The 21807-nt window shown below is 67.3% G+C and carries 1 protein-coding gene; it reads left to right on the forward strand.

Annotated elements, in window-relative coordinates; genetic code table 11:
* A complete protein-coding gene (locus J3A71_RS24800) occupies nt 1–21762 on the forward strand; it encodes a BapA/Bap/LapF family large adhesin (protein WP_209953435.1) in 21762 nt (7253 codons plus the stop codon).
* Nucleotides 21763–21807: the final 45 nt, after the last annotated feature.

Consider the following 21807-nt stretch of genomic DNA (forward strand, 5'->3'; position numbering starts at 1 on the left):
ATGGACAACATCGTCGTCGCCGATAAGCAATCCGAAGTCGCCACGCAGAGCGCCTGGGGCAATATCAATCTCAAAGGGCCAGGCGTCGTGCAGATGCCGGTATCTCCCGACAAGGTGGCTACCGTTACCCAGCGCGGGCAGGACCTGATCGTCACCCTCAAGTCGGGTGAAAAGGTCACCATCGGCAACTTCTTCGCCGTGGACCAGGCCGGGGTCGGCAGCGACATGGTCTTCGTCGGCGAAGACGGCACCCTGTGGCATGCCCAGTACGATGCGGCAGCGTTCACCGGCTTTACCTTCGAAGACGTGGCCTCGCTGGACGAACTGGTAGCGGGTATCGGCACCGCCGGCAGTGCCATGCCGACCTGGGCGATTGCCGGGCTCAGCCTGCTCGGCGTGGGCGGCGCAGCGGCAGCGGCAAACAACGGCGGCGGTGGCAGCAGCGGCGGTTCCGACCCCGACACCGCCGCACCGGTCACGCCTATCGACCTGCTGGTGTCGCCGGATGGCCTGCGCCTGAGCGGCCGCGGTGAAGCGGGCACCACGGTTAACATCCGCGATGCCGCTGGCAACCTGATCGGCAGCGGCACCGTGGGTGCCGACGGCAGCTTCAACGTGACGTTGAACCCGCCGCAGGTCAACAGCGAGAACCTTGAAGTCACCCTGACCGATGGCGCCGGAAATGTCTCGGCGCCAGGCACCGTCACCGCCCCGGACGCAACCGCGCCACTGGCACCGACCGACCTCGCGATCAATGAACAGGGCGCCAACCTTACCGGTCGCGGCGAACCCGGCGCCACCGTGCAGGTGCGCGATGCCGCCGGCAACCTCATCGGCAGCGGCCTGGTGAACGCCGACGGTACCTTCAGCCTCACCCTTTCGCCCGCCCAGGCCAATGGCGAGGTACTGGACATCCGCCAGGTCGATGCCGCTGGCAACAGTTCGATACCACTGGAATTCACAGCCCCGGACATCACCGCCCCAGGTGCCCCGACCGAGCTGGCCGTCAGCGCGGATGGCACCGTCCTGACCGGCCGTGCCGAACCGGGCAGCACTGTCCGGATCGTGGCTGCCGATGGCACCGAACTGGGCACTGCTGTAGTCGGCCCAACCGGCGTGTTCAGCATCAACCTCAACCCACCGCAGGTTGACGGCGAAGTCCTGCAAGCCACCGCGACCGATGCCGCTGGCAATACATCCGTAGCCAGCGCGGTCACTGCGCCGGATATCGACGGGGGCGACACCACGCCGCCTGAGGCCCCGACCAACTTGGTCATCGGCCTGGCCGGCAGCCAGCTGAGCGGCCGTGGCGAAGCCGGCACCACCGTGCAGGTGCGTGATGCCGCAGGCAACATCATCGCGACGGGTACCGTTGGTGCGGATGGCACCTTCGTCATCGCCCTGGCCCCTGCCGTGAACGACGGCAGTGCCCTGCAAGTGACCCTGACCGACGCTGCTGGCAACGTGTCCCAGCCGGGCTCGGTCACCTCAGCCGACCTGCTGCCGCCGGCTCAACCAACTGACCTGGCCTTGGCCGACGGCGTGACCTTCACCGGTCGCGGCGAACCGGGCGCTACCGTGCAGGTGCGTGATGCCGGTGGCAACCTCATCGGCACGGGTGTAGTCGGTGCCGATGGTCTGTTCAGCATTACCCTTGCGCCCGCCCAAGCCAACGGCGAAGCACTGGATGTCCGTTTGGTGGACGCGGCTGGCAACACCTCTGCACCGCTTCAGTTCGATGCCCCGGATATCACGCCACCTGGCGCAGTAAGCAATATCGTGGTCGGCCCTGATGGCCTGGCCCTGAGTGGCCGTGGCGAGCCGGGCGCCACTGTCGAAGTGCGCGATGCCAACGGCAGCGTGATCGGTACCGGTGTGGTCGGTGCCAACGGCACCTTCCTGATCAACCTCGACCCGGCTGTGCAGCCAGGTGAGCAACTGAGCCTGGTGCAGACCGACCCAAGCGGCAACGCTTCCGTGGCAGTTGAGTACGACGTACCGCTGACCACCGCGCCGGACAGCCCGAGCAATCTGGCCGTCGATGCCGACGGCACCACCCTCACTGGTTCCGCCCCTGCGGGGACGCGCGTGGAGGTGCGTGACGCCAACGGCACCCTGATCGGCAGCGCCATCGCCAATGCCGACGGCACCTTCAGCATCGAGCTGAGCCCGGCCCAAGCCAACGGCGAACTGCTGGATGTGGTCGCCATTGATGACAGTGGCGTTTCCTCGTTGCCCGCACAGATCACCGCGCCGGACATCACCGCGCCGGCCGCACCGACCGAATTGGCCGTCAGCGCTGACGGCAGCGTCATCACCGGCCGTGCCGAACCGGGCAGCACTGTGCGTATCGTTGCCGCCGATGGCACCGAACTGGGCACTGCTGTAGTCGGCCCAACCGGCGTGTTCAGCATCAACCTCAACCCCCCACAGGTTGACGGCGAAGTCCTGCAAGCCACCGCGACCGATGCCGCTGGCAATACATCCGTAGCCAGCGCGGTCACTGCGCCGGATATCGACGGGGGCGACACCACGCCGCCTGAGGCCCCGACCAATCTGGTCATCGGCCTGGCCGGCAGCCAGCTGAGCGGCCGTGGCGAAGCCGGCACCACCGTGCAAGTGCGTGATGCCGCAGGCAACATCATCGCGACGGGTACCGTTGGTGCGGATGGCACCTTCGTCATCGCCCTGGCCCCTGCCGTGAACGACGGCAGTGCCCTGCAAGTGACCCTGACCGACGCTGCTGGCAACGTGTCCCAGCCGGGCTCGGTCACCTCAGCCGACCTGCTGCCGCCGGCTCAACCAACTGACTTGGCCCTGGCCGACGGCGTGACCTTCACCGGTCGCGGCGAACCGGGCGCTACCGTGCAGGTGCGTGATGCCGGTGGCAACCTCATCGGCACGGGTGTAGTCGGCGCCGATGGCCTGTTCAGCTTGACCCTGAACCCTGCTCAGGCCAATGGCGAAGCCTTGGATGTGCGCCTGGTGGATGCCGCCGGCAACACCTCGGCGCCGCTGCAGTTCGATGCCCCGGACATTACCCCACCCGCTGCCGTGAGCAATATCGTGGTCGGCCCTGATGGCCTGGCCCTGAGCGGCCGCGGCGAACCGGGCGCCACCGTCGAGGTGCGCGATGCCAACGGCACCGTGATCGGTACCGGTGTGGTCGGTGCCAACGGCACCTTCCTGATCAACCTCGACCCGGCTGTGCAGCCAGGTGAGCAACTGAGCCTGGTGCAGACCGACCCAAGCGGCAACGCTTCCGTGGCAGTTGAGTACGACGTACCGCTGACCACCGCGCCGGACAGCCCGAGCAATCTGGCCGTCGATGCCGACGGCACCACCCTCACTGGTTCCGCCCCGGCGGGGACGCGCGTGGAGGTGCGTGACGCCAACGGCACCCTGATCGGCAGCGCCATCGCCAATGCCGATGGCACCTTCAGCATCGAGCTGAGCCCGGCCCAGGCCAACGGCGAACTGCTGGATGTGGTCGCCATCGATGACAGTGGCGTTTCCTCGTTGCCCGCACAGATCACCGCGCCGGACATCACCGCGCCGGCCGCACCGACCGAACTGGCCGTAAGCGCGGATGGTAGCGTCATCACCGGCCGCGCTGAACCGGGCAGCACTGTGCGTATCGTTGCTGCCGATGGCACCGAACTGGGCACGGCTGTAGTCGGCCCAACCGGCGTGTTCAGCATCAACCTCAACCCCCCACAGGTTGACGGCGAAGTCCTGCAAGCCACCGCGACCGATGCCGCTGGCAATACATCCGTAGCCAGCGCGGTCACTGCGCCGGATATCGACGGGGGCGACACCACGCCGCCTGAGGCCCCGACCAACTTGGTCATCGGCCTGGCCGGCAGCCAGCTGAGCGGCCGTGGCGAAGCCGGCACCACCGTGCAGGTGCGTGATGCCGCAGGCAACATCATCGCGACGGGTACCGTTGGTGCGGATGGCACCTTCGTCATCGCCCTGGCCCCTGCCGTGAACGACGGCAGTGCCCTGCAAGTGACCCTGACCGACGCTGCTGGCAACGTGTCCCAGCCGGGCTCGGTCACTTCAGCCGACCTGCTGCCGCCGGCTCAACCAACTGACCTGGCCCTGGCCGACGGCGTGACCTTCAGCGGTCGCGGCGAACCGGGCGCTACCGTGCAGGTGCGTGATGCCGGTGGCAACCTCATCGGCACGGGTGTAGTCGGTGCCGATGGTCTGTTCAGCATTACCCTTGCGCCCGCCCAAGCCAACGGCGAAGCACTGGATGTCCGTTTGGTGGACGCGGCTGGCAACACCTCTGCACCGCTTCAGTTCGATGCCCCGGATATCACGCCACCTGGCGCAGTAAGCAATATCGTGGTCGGCCCTGATGGCCTGGCCCTGAGCGGCCGCGGCGAACCGGGCGCCACCGTCGAGGTGCGCGATGCCAACGGCACCGTGATCGGTACCGCTGTGGTCGGTGCCAACGGCACCTTCCTGATCAACCTCGACCCGGCTGTGCAGCCAGGTGAGCAACTGAGCCTGGTGCAGACCGACCCAAGCGGCAACGCTTCCGCTGCCCTCGAATACGACGTACCGCTGACCACGGCCCCGACTAGCCCAAGCAACCTGGCCGTCGATGCCGACGGCACCACCCTCACCGGTTCCGCCCCGGCGGGGACGCGCGTGGAGGTGCGTGACGCCAACGGCACCCTGATCGGCAGCGCCATCGCCAATGCCGATGGCACCTTCAGCATCGAGCTGAGCCCGGCCCAGGCCAACGGCGAACTGCTGGATGTGGTCGCCATCGATGACAGTGGCATTTCCTCGTTGCCCGCACAGATCACCGCGCCGGACATCACCGCGCCGGCCGCACCGACCGAACTGGCCGTCAGCGCTGACGGCAGCGTCATCACCGGCCGTGCCGAACCCGGCAGCACTGTGCGTATCGTTGCTGCCGATGGCACCGAACTGGGCACGGCTGTAGTCGGCCCAACCGGCGTGCTCAGCATCAACCTCAACCCCCCACAGGTTGACGGCGAAGTCCTGCAAGCCACCGCGACCGATGCCGCTGGCAATACATCCGTAGCCAGCGCGGTCACTGCGCCGGATATCGACGGGGGCGACACCACGCCGCCTGAAGCCCCGACCAACTTGGTCATCGGCCTGGCCGGCAGCCAGCTGAGCGGCCGTGGCGAAGCCGGCACCACCGTGCAGGTGCGTGACGCAGCGGGTAATCTGCTGGCTACAGGAACCGTCGGCCCGGATGGCACCTTTGTGATGTCCTTGAGCCCTGCCGTGAAAGACGGCAGCGCTCTGCAAGTGACCCTGACCGATGCCGCTGGCAATGTCTCGCCACCCGCTTCGGTCACCTCGCCAGACCTGCAGGCCCCTGCCCAGCCTACCGAGCTGGCCCTGGCTGACGGCGTGACCCTCACCGGTCGCGGCGAACCGGGCGCTACCGTGCAGGTGCGTGATGCCGCAGGCACTCTCATCGGCACTGGCACTGTGGGCGCCGATGGCCTGTTCAGCTTGACCCTGAACCCTGCACAGGCCAACGGCGAAGCCTTGGATGTGCGCCTGGCGGATGCCGCCGGCAACACCTCTGCACCGCTTCAGTTCGATGCCCCGGATATCACGCCACCTGGCGCAGTAAGCAATATCGTGGTCGGCCCTGATGGCCTGGCCCTGAGCGGCCGCGGCGAACCGGGCGCCACCGTCGAGGTGCGCGATGCCAACGGCACCGTGATCGGTACCGCTGTGGTCGGTGCCAACGGCACCTTCCTGATCAACCTCGACCCGGCTGTGCAGCCAGGTGAGCAACTGAGCCTGGTGCAGACCGACCCAAGCGGCAACGCTTCCGCTGCCCTCGAATACGACGTACCGCTGACCACGGCGCCGACTAGCCCAAGCAACCTGGTCATTGATGCCGACGGCACCACCCTCACCGGCTCCGCCCCTGCGGGGACTCGCGTGGAGGTGCATGACGCCAACGGCACGCTGATCGGTAGCGCCATCGCCAATGCCGATGGCACCTTCAGCATCGAGCTGAGCCCGGCCCAGGCCAACGGCGAACTGCTGGATGTGGTCGCCATCGATGACAGTGGCGTTTCCTCGTTGCCCGCACAGATCACCGCGCCGGACATCACCGCGCCGGCCGCACCGACCGAATTGGCCGTCAGCGCTGACGGCAGCGTCATCACCGGCCGTGCCGAACCCGGCAGCACTGTGCGTATCGTTGCCGCCGATGGCACCGAACTGGGTACGGCCGTGGTCGGCCCGACCGGCGTGTTCAGCATCAACCTTGCTCCGCCACAGGTAGACGGTGAAGTCCTGCAAACCACTGCGACTGATGCTGCTGGCAACACGTCCGTGGCCAGCTCCGTCACTGCACCGGATATCGACGGTGTGGATACCACACCGCCTGAAGCCCCGACCAATCTGGTAATCGGCCTGGCCGGCAGCCAACTGAGCGGCCGTGGCGAAGCGGGCACCACGGTGCAAGTGCGTGATGCCGCAGGCAACATCATCGGCACGGGTGTAGTCGGCACCGATGGCCTGTTCAGCCTGACCCTGAACCCTGCGCAAGCCAACGGCGAAACACTGGACGTACGCCTGGTGGACGCGGCCGGCAACAGTTCGATACCACTGGAATTCACAGCCCCGGACATCACCCCGCCCAATGCCGTAACCGACATCCTGGTCGGTGCGGGTGGCGCGGCCCTGAGCGGTCGTGGCGAACCGGGCGCCACGGTCGAAGTGCGCGATGCCAACGGCAGCGTGATCGGCACTGGCGTAGTCGCTGCCAACGGTACCTTCCTGATCGACCTCAGCCCAGCTGCGCAGCCTGGCGAACAGCTGAACCTGGTGCAGACTGACACAAGCGGTAACGCTTCCGTGGCAGTGGAGTACGACGTACCGCTGACCACCGCGCCGGACAGCCCGAGCAATCTGGCCGTCGATGCCGACGGCACCACCCTCACCGGCTCGGCCCCTGCAGGGACGCGCGTGGAGGTTCATGACGCCAATGGCACCCTGATCGGCAGCGCCATCGCCAATGCCGACGGCACCTTCAGCATCGAGCTGAGCCCGGCCCAGGCCAACGGCGAACTGCTGGATGTGGTCGCCATTGATGACAGTGGCGTTTCCTCACTACCTGCGCAGATCACCGCGCCGGACATCACCGCGCCGGCCGCACCGACCGAACTGGCCGTCAGCGCTGACGGCAGCGTCATCACCGGCCGTGCCGAACCGGGCAGCACTGTGCGTATCGTTGCCGCCGACGGCACCGAACTGGGTACGGCCGTGGTCGGCCCGACCGGCGTGTTCAGCATCAACCTCGCGCCGCCACAAGTCGATGGTGAAGTGCTGCAAGCCACCGCAACAGATGCCGCCGGCAACACATCGCCCACCAGCGTGGTGACCGCGCCGGACATCGACGGTGTCGATACCACGCCACCGGTAGCCCCGACCGACCTGGTAATCGGCCTGGCCGGTAGCCAGCTGAGCGGGCGCGGCGAGCCTGGTACCACTGTGCAGGTACGCGATGCGGCAGGTACTGTGCTGGCCACCGGCACTGTCGGCGCCGATGGCAGCTTTGCAGTTACCCTGACCCCTGCCGTGAACGACGGCAGCGCCCTGCAAGTGACCCTGACCGATGCCGCTGGCAATGTCTCGCCACCCGCTTCGGTCACCTCGCCAGACCTGCAGGCCCCTGCCCAGCCTACCGAGCTGGCCTTGGCTGACGGCGTGACCTTCACCGGTCGCGGTGAACCAGGCGCTACCGTGCAGGTGCGTGATGCCGGTGGCAACCTCATCGGCACGGGTGTAGTCGGCGCCGATGGTCTGTTCAGCTTGACCCTGAACCCCGCACAGGCCAACGGCGAAGCACTGGACGTACGTCTGGTGGATACCGCCGGCAACAGCTCTGCACCGCTGCAGTTCGATGCACCGGACATCACTCCGCCGACGGAGGTCAGCAACATCGTGGTCGGCAACGGCGGCCTGGCCCTGAGTGGTCGTGGCGAAGCCGGCGCCACTGTCGAAGTGCGTGATGCCAACGGCACCGTAATCGGCACCAGTGTGGTAGCCGCCAACGGCACCTTCCTGATCAACCTCGACCCGGCTGTGCAGCCAGGTGAGCAACTGAGCCTGGTGCAGACCGACCCAAGCGGCAACGCCTCCGAAGCGCTGCAGTTCGAAGTGCCGGTCACCACTGCCCCGGCAAGCCCCAGCGACCTGGTGTTCGCCGAAGACGGCAGCAGCATCAGCGGTACGGCACCTGCCGGCACCCGTGTGGAAGTGCATGATGCCAACGGCACGCTGATTGGCAGTGTCGTGGCGAGCCCCGATGGCAGCTTCACCGTGGTCCTCGACCCGGCCCAGGCCAATGGGGAACTGCTGGACGTGGTGGCCATCGACGATGCTGGCGTAGCGTCCCTGCCAACGCAGGTCACCGCACCGGACATCACCGCACCTGCCGCCCCGAGCGACCTGGCCGTCAACGCTGACGGCACAGTAGTCACCGGCCGTGCCGAACCGGGCAGCACCGTGCGTGTGCTGGCCGCCGATGGCACCACCGTGCTGGGTAGCGCGGTGGTGGGCGCCACCGGCAGCTTCAGCATCACCCTGGACCCGGCACAGGTCGACGGCGAAGTGCTGCAAGTCACCGCCACCGATGCGGCAGGCAACACCTCGACCGCTGGCTCGGTCACCGCGCCAGACATCGACGGGGGCGATACCACGCCACCTGACGCACCGACCAACCTGGTGATCGGCCTCGCCGGCAGCCAGTTGAGCGGGCGTGGCGAGGCCGGCACCACCGTACAGGTACGCGATGCGGCAGGCACTGTGCTGGCAACCGGCACTGTCGGCCCGGATGGCACCTTCGCGGTAACCTTGTCCCCTGCCGTGAACGACGGCAGCACGTTGCAAGTCACCCTCACCGATGCCGCTGGCAACGTCTCGCAACCGGGCTCGGTCGCCTCTCCAGACCTGCAAGCCCCGACACAACCGACCGAACTGGCCCTGGCCGATGGCGTCACCTTCACCGGCCGCGGCGAACCTGGCGCCACGGTGCAGGTGCGCAATAGCGCCGGCAACGTGATTGGTACCGGCCTGGTCAACGCAGACGGCACCTTCAGCGTCACCTTGTTCCCGGCCCAGGCCAATGGCGAGGCGCTGGACGTGCGCTTGGTGGATACCGCTGGCAACAGCTCTGCACCGCTGCAGTTCGATGCACCGGACATCACCCCGCCTGCGGCGGTCAGCAATGTCGTGGTCGGTACCGGTGGCCTGGTGCTCAGCGGTCGCGGCGAGGCCGGTGCCACTGTTGAAGTGCGTGATGCCGGCGGTACCGTCATCGGCACTGCCACGGTCGGCGCCAACGGCACCTTTGTCGTCAATCTCGACCCGGCAGCCCAACCGGGCGCCGCACTGAGCCTGGTACAGACCGACCCGAGCGGCAACGCGTCCGAAGCCTTGCAGTTCGAGGTGCCCGTTACCCCTGCCCCCGCCAGCCCAAGCGACCTGGTAGTGGCCGCGAATGGCACCAGCATCACGGGTGCTGCACCGGCCGGCAGCCGCGTGGAAGTCCACGATGCCAACGGCACGCTGGTGGGCAGTGTGGTAGTGGGCGCTGAAGGCACCTTCACCGTCATCCTCAACCCGGCCCAGGCCAACGGCGAGCTGCTGGATGTGGTCGCCATCGATGGCACGGGTGCATCGTCCCTGCCGGTGCAGATCAGTGCGCCGGATATCACCGCCCCGGCCGCCCCGAGCGAACTTGCGATCAACGCCAACGGTACCGTCGTCACTGGCCGCGCGGAAGCGGGCAGCACCGTGCGCGTGCTGGCCGCCGATGGCACTACCGTGCTGGGTACGGCGGTGGTAGGCGCCACCGGCAGCTTCAGCATCACCCTCAGCCCGGCACAAGTGGACGGTGAAGTGCTGCAAGTCACCGCCACCGACACCGCCGGCAATGCGTCCAGTGCCGGTAGCGTCACGGCCCCAGACATCGACGGTGTCGATACCACGCCACCCCAGGCGCCGACCAACCTGGTCGTCGGCCTGGCCGGTGGCCAACTGAGCGGCCGTGGCGAAGCGGGCGCCAGCGTGCAAGTACGCGATGCCCAAGGTAACGTGCTGGCCAGCGGTACGGTCAACCCGGATGGCACCTTCCAGGTCAGCCTGGCCCCGCCGGTGAACGATGGCAGTACCCTCCAAGTGGTGCTGACCGATGCCGCCGGCAATGCCTCCACTCCGGGCACGGTGGCCACCCCAGACCTCCAGGCCCCCGCCCAGCCGACCGGTCTGGAGCTTGCCGGCGGCGTTACCTTGACCGGTAGCGGTGAGCCTGGCGCTACCGTGCAGGTGCGCGACGCCTCGGGCAACGTGATCGGCAGCGGCGTGGTCAACCCGAACGGCAGCTTCAGCGTTACCCTGTCCCCTGCCCAAGCCAATGGCGAGGTCCTCGACATCCGAGTGGTGGACGCCGCGGGTAATGTCTCCACCCCATTGCAGTTCGATGCGCCGGACACCACGCCCCCTGCCGTAGTCGGCAACATCGTGGTCGGTACCGGCGGCCTGACCTTGAGCGGTCGCGGCGAAGCCGGTGCTACCGTTGAAGTACGCGATGTCAATGGCACCGTGATCGGCACTGGCACGGTGACCGCCAACGGCACCTTCCTGCTCGACCTGGACCCGGCCGCGCTGCCGGGCGAGCGCCTGAGCCTGGTGCAGACCGACGCCAGCGGCAACGCGTCCGGGGCCTTGACCTTCGATGTACCGCTGGTGCCCACGCCGGCCAGCCCGAGCGACCTGGTAGTCGCTGCGGATGGCACCAGCGTCAGCGGCTCCGCGCCGGTCGGCAGCCGCGTGGAAGTGCAGGATGCCAATGGCGCGGTGGTGGGCAGCATCGTGGTCGGCGCCGAGGGCACCTTCACCGTTGTGCTCAACCCGGCCCAGGCCAACGGCCAATTGCTGGACGTGGTCGCCATCGACAACAACGGGGCTTCGTCACTGCCGGTACAAGTGACCGCGCCGGACATCACCGCACCTGCCGCCCCCAGCGAACTCGCTGTCAGCGCCAATGGCAGCGTGGTGACCGGGCGCGCCGAAGCTGGCAGCACCGTGCGCGTGCTGGCAGCCGACGGCACTACCGTGCTAGGCAGCGTCGTGGTGGGGGCCGGCGGTACGTTCAGCATCGGCCTTACCCCGCCTCAAGTGGCCGGCGAGCAATTGCAGGTAACCGCCACCGATACCGCAGGCAATGCCTCCGCAGCCGGCACCGTCACTGCACCGATCGTTGATAACGGTGGTGATACCACACCGCCAGCGCCTGCCACCCAACTGGTCATCAGCGTCGATGGCCGCACGGTCTCCGGCCGGGGTGAAGCAGGCACCACTGTGGAGGTGCGCAACGACCAGGGCCAGGTGCTGGTGAGCGGCACCGTGCAACCGGATGGCAGCTTCAACGTGCAACTGCCAACCCCGGTGGTGGATGGCTCGTCCCTGCAAGTGACCCTGACCGATGCCGCCGGCAACGTCTCGACACCTAACCCGCTGACAGCGCCGGACCAGGTGGCACCGCTGCAACCAACCGACCTGGTGCTGAGCAATGGTGACAGCCTGGTCGGCACTGCAGAAGGGGGCGCCCGGGTGGAGGTGAAAGATGCCTTGGGCAACCTGATCGGCAGCGCCATTGCCGGGCCCGATGGCAGCTTCAGCCTGACCCTCGACCCGCCTCAGGCCAATGGCGAAACCCTGTCCATCACTGTGACCGATGCGGCCGGCAACACCTCGGTGCCGCTGAGCTACACGGCGCCAGACATCACCGCACCGGCGATCGTCACCGACGTGGTGGCAGGCGATGGCAGCCTGGCCGTGTCTGGCCGTGGTGAGCCCGGTGCCACGGTGCAAGTGCGTGACACCCAAGGTGTCGTGCTCGGTTCCGGCATCGTGGCGCCCAATGGCACCTTCGTGGTTGACCTGGAGGCACCGCTGGCCGCAGGTGAGAACATCGTCCTGGTGCAGACCGATGCCGCCGGCAATACCTCGGCAGGGGTCAGTGTGACCGTTGCCGATACCCCGCTGCCCGAGAGCCCGAGCGGCGTGCTGGTGGCCGGCGACGGCTCCAGCGTTTCCGGTACCGCACCGGCCGGTACGCAGGTGCAGGTGCGTGACGCACAGGGCAATGTCCTGGGCAGCGTCCAGGCTGGCCAGGATGGCAGCTTCACCATCGGCCTGAGCCCGGCCCAGGCCAATGGCGAGACCCTGGATGTGGTGGCGGTTGATGGCGCTGGCAACAGCTCGCTGCCGACCCAGATCACCGCCCCTGACATCACCCCGCCCAATGAAGCCAGCGAACTGCAACTGAGTGCCGATGGCGGCCTGCTCACCGGCCGCGGCGAACCGGGCACCACCGTGCAGGTCATCAGTGCCGACGGCACTGTGCTGGGCAACGCCCAGGTCGGTAACGATGGTGTGATCAGCGTGGTCCTGAACCCACCGCAGACAGACGGCCAGGAACTGGACGTGGTACTGCGCGACCCCGCTGGCAATACCTCGACCGCCACCATCGTGGCGCCCGATACCGATGGCCCGCTGCAACCCTCGGGGCTGGCCATCGATACCGCTGGCATTCACCTCACCGGCCAAGGCCAGAACGGTTCCATCGTCACCGTGCGTGACGCCGATGGCAACGTGCTGGGCACCGCCACCGTAGGCGCCGACGGCCGCTTCGATGTCACCCTCAATGCACCGCAGCGCAATGGTGAAAGCCTCACAGTCGAAGCCACTGACAACCTGGGCAACAGCGCAGGGCCCGTAGACTTCACTGCACCCGACTCCACCCCTCCGCAAGTGGTCACCACCCCGGCCATCGATGGCACCGGCACCACGGTCACCGGCAACGGCGAACCCGGTGCCACCGTCACCGTGCGCGGGCCGGACGGCAGCGTGCTGGGCAGCACCGTGGTCGGCACTGGCGGCGCATTCGAAATCACGCTCGACACGCCTCAGACCAACGGCCAGGCACTGACCGTGGAGCAACGCGACCCGGCTGGCAACCTGTCAGCGGCGGTCGACTTGCCAGCACCGGATACCCAGGCACCCGATATACCCACCGGCCTGATTCTGGCTGGCGACGGCAGCAGCCTGAGCGGCAGCGGCGAGCCTGGTGCGCAGGTGACCGTGACCGGCGCGGGTGGCGCAGTACTGGGTACCGCAACGGTCCAGCCCGATGGCACCTTCCAGGTGACAATCGACCCGCCACAGCTCAACGGCCAGACCCTGTCCGTCACCCAGACGGACAACGCCGGCAACGACTCACCAGCCGGCACCGTCACCGCACCTGACTTCGAGGCACCGCTGCCGGCGCAAGGCCTGGGCCTCGACCCTACGGGCACGCTGCTCAGCGGCCAGGGCGAAGCCGGGAGCACCGTCGAGGTTCGCAACGCCGCCGGTGACCTGCTGGGCACCATACCGGTGGCGGCAGACGGCACCTTCGAAGTTCTACTCACCCCCGCCCAGACCAATGGCGAGGTGCTGTCGGTGGTGCTGATCGATGGGGGCGGCAATGCCTCGCCGTCGGCTACTTTTACCGCCGACGACAGCACTGCACCGGCCGCACCGAACGGCCTCACCATCACCCCGGGCGGCAACGCCATCCAGGGTACGGGTGAAGCTGGCTCTACGGTGGAAGTGCGGCTGGCAGACGGCACCGTGGTCGGTACCGTAGTCGTGCCGGCAGGCGGCAACTTCACGGTACCGCTGTCGCCTGCGCAACTGGACGGCCAGGCCCTGAACGTGACCTTGACCGACGCGGCGGGTAATGAGTCCCTGCCCGGCCAGATCACTGCGCCGGACATCACGCCACCGGCTGCGCCCACAGGTGTGCTTGTCAGCGACGACGGCACCACGGTCACCGGTAACGCACCTGGCGCGGACTCGGTCACCGTAAGCGATGGGGCTGGCAATGTGATCACTGTCCCGGTCAACCCGGACGGCAGTTTCAGCGTGCCACTGGATACAGCGCAGAACAACGGCCAGACCGTGACCGTGGTAGTGACCGACGCTGCCGGTAACGACTCGGCACCGGTCTCTGTCACCGCTCCGGACACCACTGATCCACTGCCGGCCACCGGCATTAGCGTGAGCCCGGACGGCGGCACGGTCGGCGGCACCGCCGAACCCGGCAGCACGGTAGAAATCCGCAACCCGGATGACACCGTGCGCGGCACAATCACCGTAGGGCCGGACGGTACCTTCGTGGTGCCGGTCGACCCGCCACTGACAACCGGCGAAACTGTCGCTGTGGTGGTGATCGACCCTGCCGGCAATGAGTCACCCCAGGTGCCAGTAGCAGGCCCGACTGGCACGGAAGTGGCCACACCGTCGGCCCTTGCCATCAGCGCCGACGGCTTCCTGCTGACCGGCCAAGGTACAGTCGGCTCGCTGATTACCGTGACCTCCGGGAGCACTACCCTGGGCACCGCCACGGTCGGCAGCGACGGCACCTTCCGGGTGTTCTTCCAGAACGCCCAGCTCAATGCCCAGACCTTGCAAGTCAGTGCCAAGGCTACTGTCGACGGCCAGCCTTCGGTGCCGGCCATCGTGGTGGCCAATGACACCACGGCACCGAACGCGCCGGCCCAGGTAACCCTCAACGCCACCGGCAGCACACTGACCGGCCAGGGCGAAGTGGGCGCAACCGTGCGCGTGACAGACGCTCAAGGCACGCTGCTGGGGACTGCCACCGTCGGCAGCAATGGCCTGTTCAGCGTCAGTTTCTCGCCGGCCGTGGCCAATGGGCAGAACCTGATCGTGACCCAGGCCGATGCTGCGGGTAACGTTTCGCTCGCGGCCACGCTGCAAGCACCTGACCTGCAAGCACCGCTGGCGGCCAGCAACCTCAGCCTCAACAGCGCGGCCACCGTGCTCAGCGGCCAGGGTGAAGCCGGCGCCAGCGTCACCGTCCGCGACGCCAGTGGCGCCATCCTGGCCACCGGCACCGTCAACCAGAGCGGCCAGTTCCAGATCACCCTGCCCAGCGCGCAAACCACCGGCAGCCCGCTGCAAGTCACCCTCAGCGATGCTGCCGGCAACGTCTCCGGCCCGGCCAGCCTGGCCACGCCCGACCGCACGCCACCCGCCGCCATCACCAATCCGCTATTGAGCCAGGACGGCCGCCAGCTGTCCGGCAGCGGTGAAGTGGGCGCTATCGTGCAGGTGCGCAACGCCGCCGGCACCGTGCTGGGCACCGCCACAGTGGGCGCCGACGGCCGCTTCACGGTGACCTTCGACACCCCGCAAGCCAATGGCCAGGCCATCGGCGTCACGCAGGTGGATGCCGCCGGCAACACGTCGCCAGCCATCAACGTGTCGACCCCGGACCTGACCCCACCCGCGCCGCTGACCAATGTGGTGCTGAACAACAACGGCCTGACCCTGACCGGCCTGGGCGAAGCCGGCGCAACAGTCACCGTGCGCGGCCCGGACGGCACCATCATCGGCAGCGGCCTGGTGGCGGCCAATGGCAGCTTTACCCTGACCCTGAACAGCGCCCAGCTCAACGCCCAGCACCTGAACGTTACGCAGACCGATGCGGGCAACAACACCTCAACCGCCGTGGCGGTCACTGCGCCGGACTTCACCCCGCCTGCGGCACCGACCACACTCGCCCTGTCCGGTACCGGGCTGCAACTGACCGGGAACGCCGAAGCCGGCAGCACCGTGACCGTACGCGATGCCAGCGGCAACGTGTTGGGCACGGCGGTGGCCGGCAGCAACGGCACCTTCCAGGTCACCCTGAACAGCGCCCAGACCAATGGCCAGACGCTGCAGGTGACCGCCACCGACGCCGCCGGCAACGTGTCGCCGGCCGCGCCTTACAGCGCAGCCGACACCACGCCGCCAGCGGCCGTGACCAATCTGGCGGTCTCCGCCAATGGCGCGACCCTGACAGGCAATGGCGAAGCAGGCGCAACAGTCACTGTGCGGGCACCCGACAATACCGTGCTGGGCACCGCCACGGTCGGGGCCGACGGCCACTTCAGCGTGGCCCTGTCGCCGGCCGCGATCACCGGTGAAAGCCTGAGCGTGATTCAGGCGGATGCCGCACAGAACGTCTCCCCTGCGCAAAACGTCACCGCGCCGGGTGTTCTGGCACCGGCAACCCCGGACAACCTGGTCCTGGCCGCTGACGGCCTGTCGGTGACCGGCACCGCAGCGACGGGCAGCACAGTCAAGGTGTATGGCCCCAATGGCGTATTGCTGGGCAGCAGCCCGGTCGCCAACGACGGTACCTTCACTGTCAACCTGGGCAGTGCACAGGCCAATGGTGAAGTGCTGCAGGTCAGCGCAACGGGCACCGATGGCAGCGTATCGCTGCCTGCCACCTTGCAGGCACCGGACACCACGGCACCGCAACCACTGACCAACCTGGTGCTGTCCAACGACGGCCTTGTCCTCAGTGGCCGCGGCGAGGCAGGTGCCACCGTTACCGTGCTAGGCGAAGGCGGTATCGAGCTGGGTACTGCCGTGGTCGATGCCAGTGGCAACTTCAGCGTCAACCTGAGCGCGCCGCAGATCAATGGCGAACAGCTCAACGCGAGCCAGTCCGATGTGGCCGGCAACGAGTCCAACAGCGTCAGCTTGATCGCCCCTGACCGCGTCGCCCCGGATGCTGCCGGCAACCTGGCCTTCGCAGGGGGCGGCAGCTTGCTGAACGGTACCGGCGAAGCAGGTGCCGGCGTGCGCGTGCTCGCCGCCGACGGTTCGGTGCTGGGCAGTGCAACGGTGCGCGCGGACGGCACCTTCCAGGTCAACCTTGCATCGCCTAAGGCAAACGGCCAGCAAGTGCAAGTGGTACTGACCGATGCGGCTGGCAACCAGTCCGCCGCCAGCGCCATTACCGCACCCGATACCACGCCGCCAACGGCACCAGCCGAACTGGCCGTTTCCGGGGATGGCGTCACCCTCACCGGCCGCGGCGAAGTTGGCGCGCTGGTGACCGTGACCAACCCGGCCGGCGACGAAATCGGCAGCGCCACCGTCGATGCCAGCGGCCACTTCACCATCACCCTGAACCCGGCACTGGGCAACGCCGAGCTGCTTAGCTTTACCCAGGCCGACGCAGCCGGCAACGTGTCGGCAGTGGCAACCCTGCAAACCCCGGACTTCACCCCACCCGCCCCGCTCACCCAAGTGGTGATCAACGCAGACGGCAGCGTTGTCAGCGGCCTGGGCGAAGCCGGCGCGACCGTCATCGTAAGCAATGCCGCCGGCACGGTGCTGGGTACTGGCACGGTGCTCGCCGATGGCAGCTTCCGTGTCGAACTTACGCCTGCGCAAATCAACAACCAGTTGCTGTCGGTACTGCAGGCCGACCCACCCGGCAACGTCAGCCTGCCGGTCAGCGTACTGGCGCCGGACCACACGCCGCCTGCTGCGGCAACCGAGCTACGGCTCAATGCGGCGGGTGACGAACTGGGCGGTGTCGGCGAAGCAGGCGCCACGGTGCGGGTCTACGTTGGCACCACGCAGGTCGGTACCGGTACGGTGGGAGCCAGCGGCACCTTCGTGGTCGAGCTGGATACCGCAAAACTCAATGGCCAAGTGCTGCAAGTGACCCTGACCGATGGTGCCGGTAACATCTCGCCAATCAGTTCGGTCACGGCGGTGGACACCACGCCACCGGCCACCGTGATCGCCACCATCAACGACAGCGGCACCCAGGTGATCGGTACCGCCGAAGCCGGCACCCGCGTCACCGTGGTCAACAACAACGGCGACCTGCTGGGCCAGGTGACGGTCGATCCGGACGGCACCTTTGTCCTCAACCTGAACAACCCGCAGATCAACGGTGAAGTCCTCACCGTCATCGCCCAGGACGCCACGGGCAACCCGTCGGCGCCCCTGCAGGTGAACGCGCCAGACCTTACGCCGCCAGTGCAACCCGATAACCTGTTGCTCAACCCGGCAGGTACGTCGATGACCGGTACGGCAGAAGCCGGCACCACCATCACGGTGCGTGACCCGAACAACAACGTCGTAGGCACCGTGGAAGTGGGTGCAAACGGCCAGTTCACCGTGCCGATCAACCCGCCGCAGAACAACGGCCAGTTGCTCACAGTGGTGTCCACGGACGATGCCGGCAACGCCTCGGTGGTTGTGCCCTATCAGACCAACGACACCTCACCGCCTGGGGTGGTCACCGACATGGCCATCAACAACACGTTCAACGTGCTGACCGGCAAGGGCGAGCCGAATGCCACCGTCACCATCAGCCGCGGCGGATTGGTTATCGGCACGGGTACGGTAGATGCCGCGGGTAACTTCCAGATAACCCTGGTGCCGGCGGCGGGCTCGCTCGCCACCTTGGCAGTGACGCAATCCGACGGCATCAATACCTCTGCGGTCGCCACGTACATCACACCACTGATCGCGCCACCAGTGCCCCCCACCAACGTGACGCTGGGCAGCGACGGGCTGACCTTGGCCGGTAATGCGCCAAGTGGCGTGGGCATTCGGGTCTACGATGCCGCAGGCAACCTGATCGGCACAGGCGGCGCTACCCTGAACGGCACCTTTACCCTGACGCTGAACACAGCGCAGCTCAACGGCCAGCATATTTCGGTGACAGCTGTAGCACTGGTAGGCGGTGAATCGCAGCCAACCTTCCTGCAAGCCGCCGACATCACACCACCGGCCAACCCGCTGGTGACCGGGCTGTCTCTGAACGGCCTGGTGCTGACCGGTACCGGTGAAGCCGGCGCCACGGTGACCGTGCGCGACGCCAGCAACAACGTGCTCGGCACGGCGGTGGTGAATGGCGGTGGCGTGTTCACCGTCAACCTGAACGCCGCACAGCTCAACGGCCAGGTACTGGGCGTGAGCCAGGCCGACGCTGCGGGTAATGTGTCCGGCAGTACCAGCTACACCGCCACGGACGTGCAACCACCTGCAACACCGACCAACGTCACCATCAACGGCGCGGGTACCGTGCTCACCGGTAACGGTGAAGCGGGCGCCACCGTGACGGTGCAAGGCCCGAACGGCCAGGTCGGTACCGGTGTGGTGCAAGCCGACGGCACCTTCACCATCACCCTGACCTCGCCACAGAACGACGGGCAACTGCTGGTGGTGCGCCAGGCCGATGCTGCCGGCAACCTGTCCGGTAGCACCAGCCTGACCGCGCCCGACACCACCCCGCCAGCCGCCCCGCTGGCCACCATCAACGCCAACGGCACCTCGGTCAGCGGTTCTGGCCAGATCGGCAGCACGGTCACCGTGCGCAACAGCGCCGGCACCGTGCTGGGGACAGCAACGGTGGGCAGCAACGGCCTGTTCGTGGTCAGCCTGACTGCGGCGCAGATCGACAACCAGGCGCTCAGCGTCACCCTCACCGACAGCGCCGGCAACGTCTCCACCGGCACTACGCTGACCGCACCAGACCTGACCCCACCTGCGGCTGCCGGCAACCTGCTGATCAGTGCCGACGGCGGTACCCTGACCGGTACTGGCGAAGTGGGCGCCACCGTGACCGTGCGCAGCGCCAACGGTACCGTGCTGCAAACCGCGACGGTGCAGCCGGGCGGCACCTTTACCGTGACCCTGAGCCCGCCTCAGGACAACGGCCAGATCCTCTCGGTGACCCTCAGCGACCCGCGCGGCAACGTGTCGGGCAACGTCAACGTCACCGCGCCGGATGTGGATGCCAACGCGCCGGTCATCGCCAGCGACAACCTGGCCACGGCCACGGTCAACCTGGCAGCGGTCAGTGCCACCAAGACCTACACCGACAGCTTCACCACGCTGCTGTCGGGCTTCTCCAAGACCTACACCTGGACGGTGGCGGCAGGCACCACGGCCGACCCGACCCTGACACTGACCACCAACAGCGTGCTGGCACTGCTCAACAACACCAGCTTCACCCTGCAGGTAAAAGACGCCAGCGGCGCCTGGGTGACCCTCGCCACCGGCAACACGCAGGGCCTGCTCGACCTGATCGTGCTGCCGATTGGCTTGCAGGTGGACATCGGCGTGCTGCAAGCCGGTGACTACCGGTTGACCGTGGGCAGTGGCGGCATCGGCCTGGTCACCAACGTGAGCACCGCGCTGGACATCACCTCCACCAGCCTGACCCAGTTCACCGGCACCGGCACTGCCACCACCGGCAACGTCATCACCGACGTGGGCACCGATGGCGCGGTGGATGCCCGCGGCCCGGACAGTGCCGCCGTGCTGCAAGTGCTGAAAAACGGCAGTTATGTCTCGGCCGGTACATCGACCACGGTTCAGGGCCAGTACGGCACCCTGGTGATCAGTGCGGATGGCAGCTACACCTACACCCCGAACGGCAGCCCGAACAGTGTCGGCAAGGTGGATGTGTTCAGCTACCAGCTGGTGCACCCGAACGGCCTGTCCGACACCGCCAACCTGTACGTACGTATCGACAGCCCGCAAGCCACGGAGGTCTGGAGCAACACCAACTACGCTGCACCGGCCACGGTGGTCGACGCGGTCAACGATGTCGGTACCAGCCATGTCACCCTGGCCAACCGTGTTGACACCAGCAGCAGTGCGCTGGGCTCGCTGAGCCTGCCGGTGATCGGTACCCGCCAGGCCACCTACACCACCACGGTTGCCGCCGATACCACGGCCAACCTGCAGGTGGTGGTCAACTCCGCCAACCTGTTGAGCCTGCTCAACGGCACCACCATCGAACTGCTCAAGCTCAACCCGGCCACCGGCCAGTACGTACTGGTGCAGTCGGTACCGGGGGGGTCGCTGATCAGCCTGCTCGGTGGCGGCGCGGGCTATACCTTCCAGAACCAGGGGGCCGGCACCTACCACGTACGTGTCACCGCCGGCGGCATCGGCCTGCTCAGCTCCATCACCACCAGCCTCAACGCCACCACCACGCACCTGACCGAGTTCGTGGTCAGCGGCGCGACGGCAGCCACCGGCAACCTGCTGAGTGACGACAACGTCGGTTCGGCACTGACCGTGCTGAGCGTGCTGACAGCGGCCAACACCTACACCATCCCGGGCTACAACGGGGTGAGTGTGGCCGGCACCTACGGCACGCTGCTGGTGCATGCCGACGGCAGCTACACCTACACCCTCAACCCAGGGCTTACCTCGGCGGTGGTCGGCCAGCACGACACCTTCACCTACGAGCTGACCCACCCGAACGGCACCACCGACACCGCCACGCTGACCGTCAACCTGGACAATGCTGCCGGCCTCACCACCTTCACTTCGCTGCAGGCCGACACCGGTGACGAGGCGGTAGCGCTGGCCAGCCTGGCAGCCGCCACCGATGTCATCGCCGGCACCGACGGCAACGACCACCTCGATGGCAGCCAGGGTGGCCACATCACCCTGCAGGGTGGTGCGGGTAACGACACGCTGGTGGTGGTCGACCAGAACTTCGCCAGCGTCGAGGGCGGCACAGGTACCGACACCCTGCTGTGGGGCGGCGGCGATGCCAGCATCGACCTGGGCAACCTGGCCGGGCGCGTGCACGACATCGAAGTCATCGACCTCAACGACACCAGTTCGGTGGCGCTGACGCTCAACCTGGCGGACGTGGTGGCAATCACCGAAACCGGCACCGACACACTCATCATCAAAGGGGACAACAAAGACTCGGTTCACATGACGGACAACTGGACGCTGGTCGGGAACCAAACTGCCGACGGTATCGACTATAACCAATACACGGCCCAGGAGGATCCAAGCCATCACCTGTGGGTACAGAACGGTATCCATGTGGTCTGAGGCCGCTGCAAACCCGCCGGGCAAATGCCCGGCGGCAAGGACGAC

This window comes from Pseudomonas sp. PvP089 (genome assembly GCF_017875165.1).
GTDB classification, from domain to species: Bacteria; Pseudomonadota; Gammaproteobacteria; order Pseudomonadales; family Pseudomonadaceae; genus Aquipseudomonas; species Aquipseudomonas fortuita.